Consider the following 4,896-nt stretch of genomic DNA (forward strand, 5'->3'; position numbering starts at 1 on the left):
GCAGCCTGCTGCAACAGGGTTGGCGCTTGTGGCTCGCGGAGCTGCGCGCCTGTGTGCCGAGCTGGCTGGCACGACCAGAACCGCCGGAGCAGATCCATCACTGGCCGTTGGCGGCGCCGGTCGTGGCGGGCAGTACGCGCCAGGTGTTGATGCTCGGCGCGGATGACGTATTGCTGCAACACGTGCAACTGCCTTTGGCCGCCGCGCGTAACCTCAACGCGGTGGTGGGTTATGAGTTGGACCGCTACACCCCGTTCGAGGCCGACCAACTCTACTTCGTCGCGCGCCAGGAACGGCGCACGCCGACGCACCTTGAGGTCACGCTGGTGGCGATCCTGCGCGAACGCCTGGACCCGATCCTCACCGACTGCGCTGCACTCGGCCTGCACCCCCATCGCGTGGATGCGGCCAACCTCGGCATCGACCTGCTGCCGCCGCCGCTGCGCCCGCGCCAGCGTCCGCCGGGCATGGGTTTGCAACGCAGCCTGCCGTGGTTGTGCGGGGCCTTGCTGATCGCGGCGATGCTGCTGTGGCTCAACGACCGTCAACGTGTCATCGACGCCATGCACGCCAGCGTCCAGCAACAGAAAGCCGAGGTCGCCGAGGTGCATGCCCTGCGCCAGCAACTGCTCAATACCCGTGGCGCGGCCCAGTACCTCATCCGGCGCAAACTGGCGCAACCGCCCCTGGCCGCGCTACTCAACGACCTGACCACTTGCCTGCCCGCCGACACCTGGCTGGATCAGTTGGACGTCAAGGACGCCGAGATTTCCCTCTCAGGTCAAAGCGCCAAGGCCAGCGCACTGATTACCCGCATCAAAGGCTGCCGCAGCCTGGAGAACGCCCAGTTCGAAGGGGTGATCCAACCCGATGCCCGCACCGGCAAGGACCAGTTTGCCTTGCGCGCCCACCTACGCCAGGAGGCCGCCGATGCGCCGACCCCTCACGCCCCGTGAACGCCGCGGCACTGCCTTGCTGGTGTTGGCGTTGGTGCTCGGCACGGCCTACTGGCTGCTGGTCGACAGCTGGTTCGCCGGCCCCCTGCGCGACATGGGCGAACAGGCCGAACAGTTGCGCGAGCAACAGCAACGCTACGCCGGCGTGTTGCGTCAACGTGATGCGCTGCGCCAACAGCTTGAGCAAGCCCGCCAGGACCCCGCCAGCAGCACCAGTCTGTTGCCGGGGGATGACCCCGACGTGGTGGCCGCCGACCTGATGCAGCGCCTTGCCGACCTGATCAACAGCCACGCCAACCTCGGCGGCGGTTGCAGCCTGACCCAGCGCAAGCCCATCACGCCGGAGCAGGACGACGGCGAGCCGTATCGCCAGGTCAAGGTCAGCCTGACCCTCGATTGCGCCATCGAACCCCTGGAAGCGCTGTTGCATGAGCTGGAGTATCAGCCGCCGTTCTTGTTCGTGGATGAACTGCGTATTCGTCGCAGCCAGCAGGCGCCCGCCAATGGCGGTGCAGGCAAGTTGGTGGTGCACCTGCTGGTGCGCGGTTACCTGCAACCGGCGCGGGTGACGCCATGATCAGCAGATTACGCCCCGTGGAGTGGGGCCTGCTCGGCTTGTCGGGATTGCTGGGCGTGTTGATGGCGGTGATCCTCAGCAGCATCGGTGATGAGCCGCAATGGCTGCCTGACGCGCCCACACGCGCCCATCCCACCGCCCGGGTGCAGATCGCGCCGAGCGTCCCGCTGGAACACCTCGCCGCCACATGGCAGGCGCCGTTGTTCAGCCCGGATCGCAGCCCGGATCGCGTCGTGGGCAAAGCCCAGGTCACCAGCCTGGCCAACCTGACCCTCAGCGGCATCATGATCACCGGCAATCTGCAAATGGCCATGCTCAAGCAGGCCGACGGCCGCGCCCTGACGGTCCGCCTCGGCCAGGCCTTGCCCAACGGCTGGCGCCTGGACCACCTGACCCCGCAATCCGCCCGATTCAGCCTGGACGGCCGCACGCAAACCTTGAGCTTCTACGCCAAGCGCCTGCCGCCGCCGTCCACCCGGCCCCCCATTACTTTGCCCCGCGAGCCTCTCCCTTGATCGACATGCGCACCTCAACGTTTTGCCTGGCGACCGCTCTTGTCCTGAGTGGTTGTGGATCCTTCCCCGACCGCCTCGATCCGGACGACGATCTGCTGCACGAAGCCCTGCAAGGCACCGGCTCGCAACGCCCGCCGACCGAGCAAACCGCGCCGGAAAGTCCACCGCCTGCGGTTAAAACGCCAACGCAGCGCCAACTGATCCGTGGCAACCAACAGTTTGTGCGCGCGCCGGCAGCGCAGCCGGTGGCGAAAGAGGAGGGTGGCGATATCGTCTTCAACTTCGCCGACCAGCCCATCGAAGCGGTGATCAACAGCGTGATGGGCGACCTGCTGCACGAAAACTACAGCATCACCCAGGGCGTAAAAGGCAACGTGAGCTTTTCCACCTCCAAGCCGGTGGACAAACAACAGGCGCTGTCGATCCTCGAAACCCTGCTGTCCTGGACCGACAACGCGATGATCAAACAGGGTGATCGCTACGTGATCCTGCCCGCCAGCCAGGCCGTGGCGGGCAAGCTGGTGCCGCAGATGAGCGTGGCGCAACCGTTCAGCGGACTGTCGGCGCGGTTGTTCCCACTGAGCTATATCTCCGCCACCGAGATGCAGAAATTGCTCAAGCCGTTCGCGCGTGAGAATGCATTTTTACTGGTCGATCCAGCCCGCAACGTGCTGAGCCTGGCCGGCACCCCGGATGAACTGGCCAACTACCAAGACACCATCGACACCTTTGACGTGGACTGGCTCAAGGGCATGTCGGTGGGCGTGTTCGGCCTGCAACGCGCTTCCGTGGCCGAGTTGATGCCCCAGCTGCAAAGCCTGTTCGGTCCTGACAGCGGCATGCCCCTGGCCGGCATGCTGCGTTTTTTGCCGATTGAGCGGACCAACTCGGTCGTGGCGATTTCTTCCCAGCCGCAGTACCTCAGCGAAGTGGGCGACTGGATCCGTACCATCGACGAGGGCGGCGGCAACGAGCCGCAGATGTATGTCTACGACGTGCGCAACATGAAGGCTGCTGATTTGGCCAAGTACCTGCGGCAAATCTACGGCACCGGCGCGATCAAGGACGACACACCGGCGAAGGTCGCGCCAGGCCTGCGCACGACGACCCTGTCGTCGCTCAATACCGGCGGCCTGCAGAACAACCCACCTGCCGCCGAAGCGCCGGAGCCGGAAGAGAAGGAAGTCGCCCCCACCAACGCCCTCGAAGCCGGCACCCGCATCACCGCGCAAAAGAGCAGCAACCAGTTGCTGGTGCGCACCCGGCCTGCGCAGTGGAAAGAGATCGAAGCAGCAATCAAACGCCTCGATAATCCGCCGCTGCAAGTGCAGATCGAGACGCGCATTCTTGAGGTCAAGCTCACCGGTGAACTGGACCTGGGCGTGCAGTGGTACCTGGGGCGTCTTGCGGGCAATTCCTCCAGCACCACCGTGGCCAATGCTTCCGGCAGCCAGGGCGCGCTGGGCGGTGGTGGGGCGGGGCTGGGGGCGACGGATTCGTTGTTCTACTCGTTCGTCAGTTCGAATTTGCAGGTGGCGTTGCATGCGCTGGAAACCAATGGCCGCACCCAGGTGTTGTCGGCGCCGTCGCTGGTGGTGATGAACAACCAGCCGGCGCAGATTCAGGTGGGGGACAACATTCCGATCAACCAGACGACGGTGAATACCGGGGATGCGGACACCACCTTGAGCAGTGTCGAGTATGTGCAGACCGGGGTGATTCTGGATGTGGTGCCACGGATCAATCCGGGTGGGTTGGTGTACATGGATATTCAGCAGCAGGTCAGTGATGCCGAGAGTCAGAGTGCCAATAGCGACACGCCGGTGAATCCGCGCATTTCGACGCGTTCGGTGTCGACGCAGGTGGCGGTGCAGAGTGGGCAGACGGTGTTGCTGGGGGGGCTGATCAAGCAGGACAACGGGGAGAGTGTGAGTGCTGTGCCGTATCTGGGTCGGGTGCCGGGGTTGCGGTGGTTGTTTGGGACTACGAGCAAGTCGAAGGATCGGACGGAGTTGATTGTGTTGATTACGCCTAAGGTGATTACCAGTAGTGGGCAGGCGCGGCAGGTGACGGATGATTATCGGCAGCAGATGCAACTGTTGCGGCCTGGGGGGTAGGTTGGTGTGCATATCCATTATTTAGGTAACGGCCACTTATGGTTCCGCTCTTACAGCGGCTCACTTTTGGAAAGGCCCAAAAGTAAGCAAAAGGCCTTCGCCCCAACACTCGGTGCCTCGCCTAGGCTCGGCATGCCCTCACTCCGGCTTGAATCCGTGGGCCGCCGCGATGGGCCATCCTTGGCCCAGCGCGGCTAACCCGGCGTCCTGCCGGGTTACCCACGGATTCAAGCCTGCGTTCGGCCAGCGTGTTTGACGGGGCGCCTAAGATCGAAATCAAAAACAACCGCGGCGGCCTTCGAGCCGACCGGTATTGTTTGTTCGAACTCGGTCAAATGTGGGAGCTGGCTTGCCAGCGATGCAGGCGACTCGGTACATCAGGCATACCGAGTTGATGCCATCGCAGGCAAGCCAGCTCCCACAGAAAGCAGATCTAATTCAGCTCTGGCTCTGGCTCTGGCTCTGGCTCTGGCTCTGGCTTTGCTTTAGATCTTGATTTTGATCTTAGGCGCCCCGTCAAACACGCTGGCCGGAATTCGGCAGGGATTTGGGGGGTAAACCGGCAGGGATGCCGGTTTAGCCGCCCCGCGCCATGGATGGCGCGTGGCGGCGGCCCCCCAAATCACTGTCGGATTACGGGCATACCGAGCCTAGGCGAGGTACCGAGTGTTGGGGCGAAGCGTTTTTGGTGGACTTGTTCCCTCAAAACGTACGCCATGAAGCGAGTGTTA

General features: G+C 63.6%; 4 protein-coding genes. All 4 read left to right on the plus strand.

Annotated features, from left to right (window positions below):
• On the plus strand, window positions 1-956 hold a 956-nt coding region (locus H096_RS31145), incomplete at its 5' end, for a type II secretion system protein GspL (protein ID WP_033903055.1).
• Window positions 931-1,533 carry a type II secretion system protein GspM gene (gspM, locus tag H096_RS31150; protein WP_033903056.1) on the plus strand — a complete coding sequence of 201 codons (603 nt, stop codon included), beginning with the start codon at window positions 931-933 and terminating at the stop codon, window positions 1,531-1,533. The genes H096_RS31145 and gspM, both read left to right, overlap by 26 nt.
• Complete coding sequence (locus H096_RS31155) at window positions 1,530-2,048, plus strand: general secretion pathway protein GspN (RefSeq protein ID WP_033903057.1); 519 nt, start codon at window positions 1,530-1,532, stop codon at window positions 2,046-2,048. Before gspM ends, H096_RS31155 begins: the two co-directional genes overlap by 4 nt.
• Before the next feature lie 5 nt (window positions 2,049-2,053).
• Window positions 2,054-4,165 (plus strand): type II secretion system secretin GspD, encoded by a 2,112-nt coding sequence (gspD, locus tag H096_RS31160; RefSeq protein ID WP_033903058.1) that lies wholly within the window; start codon window positions 2,054-2,056, stop codon window positions 4,163-4,165.
• The last annotated feature ends 731 nt before the right edge of the window (window positions 4,166-4,896 follow it).

This window comes from Pseudomonas sp. FH1, from assembly GCF_000510895.2.
In the GTDB taxonomy this organism is placed as follows: Bacteria; Pseudomonadota; Gammaproteobacteria; order Pseudomonadales; family Pseudomonadaceae; genus Aquipseudomonas; species Aquipseudomonas azotoformans_A.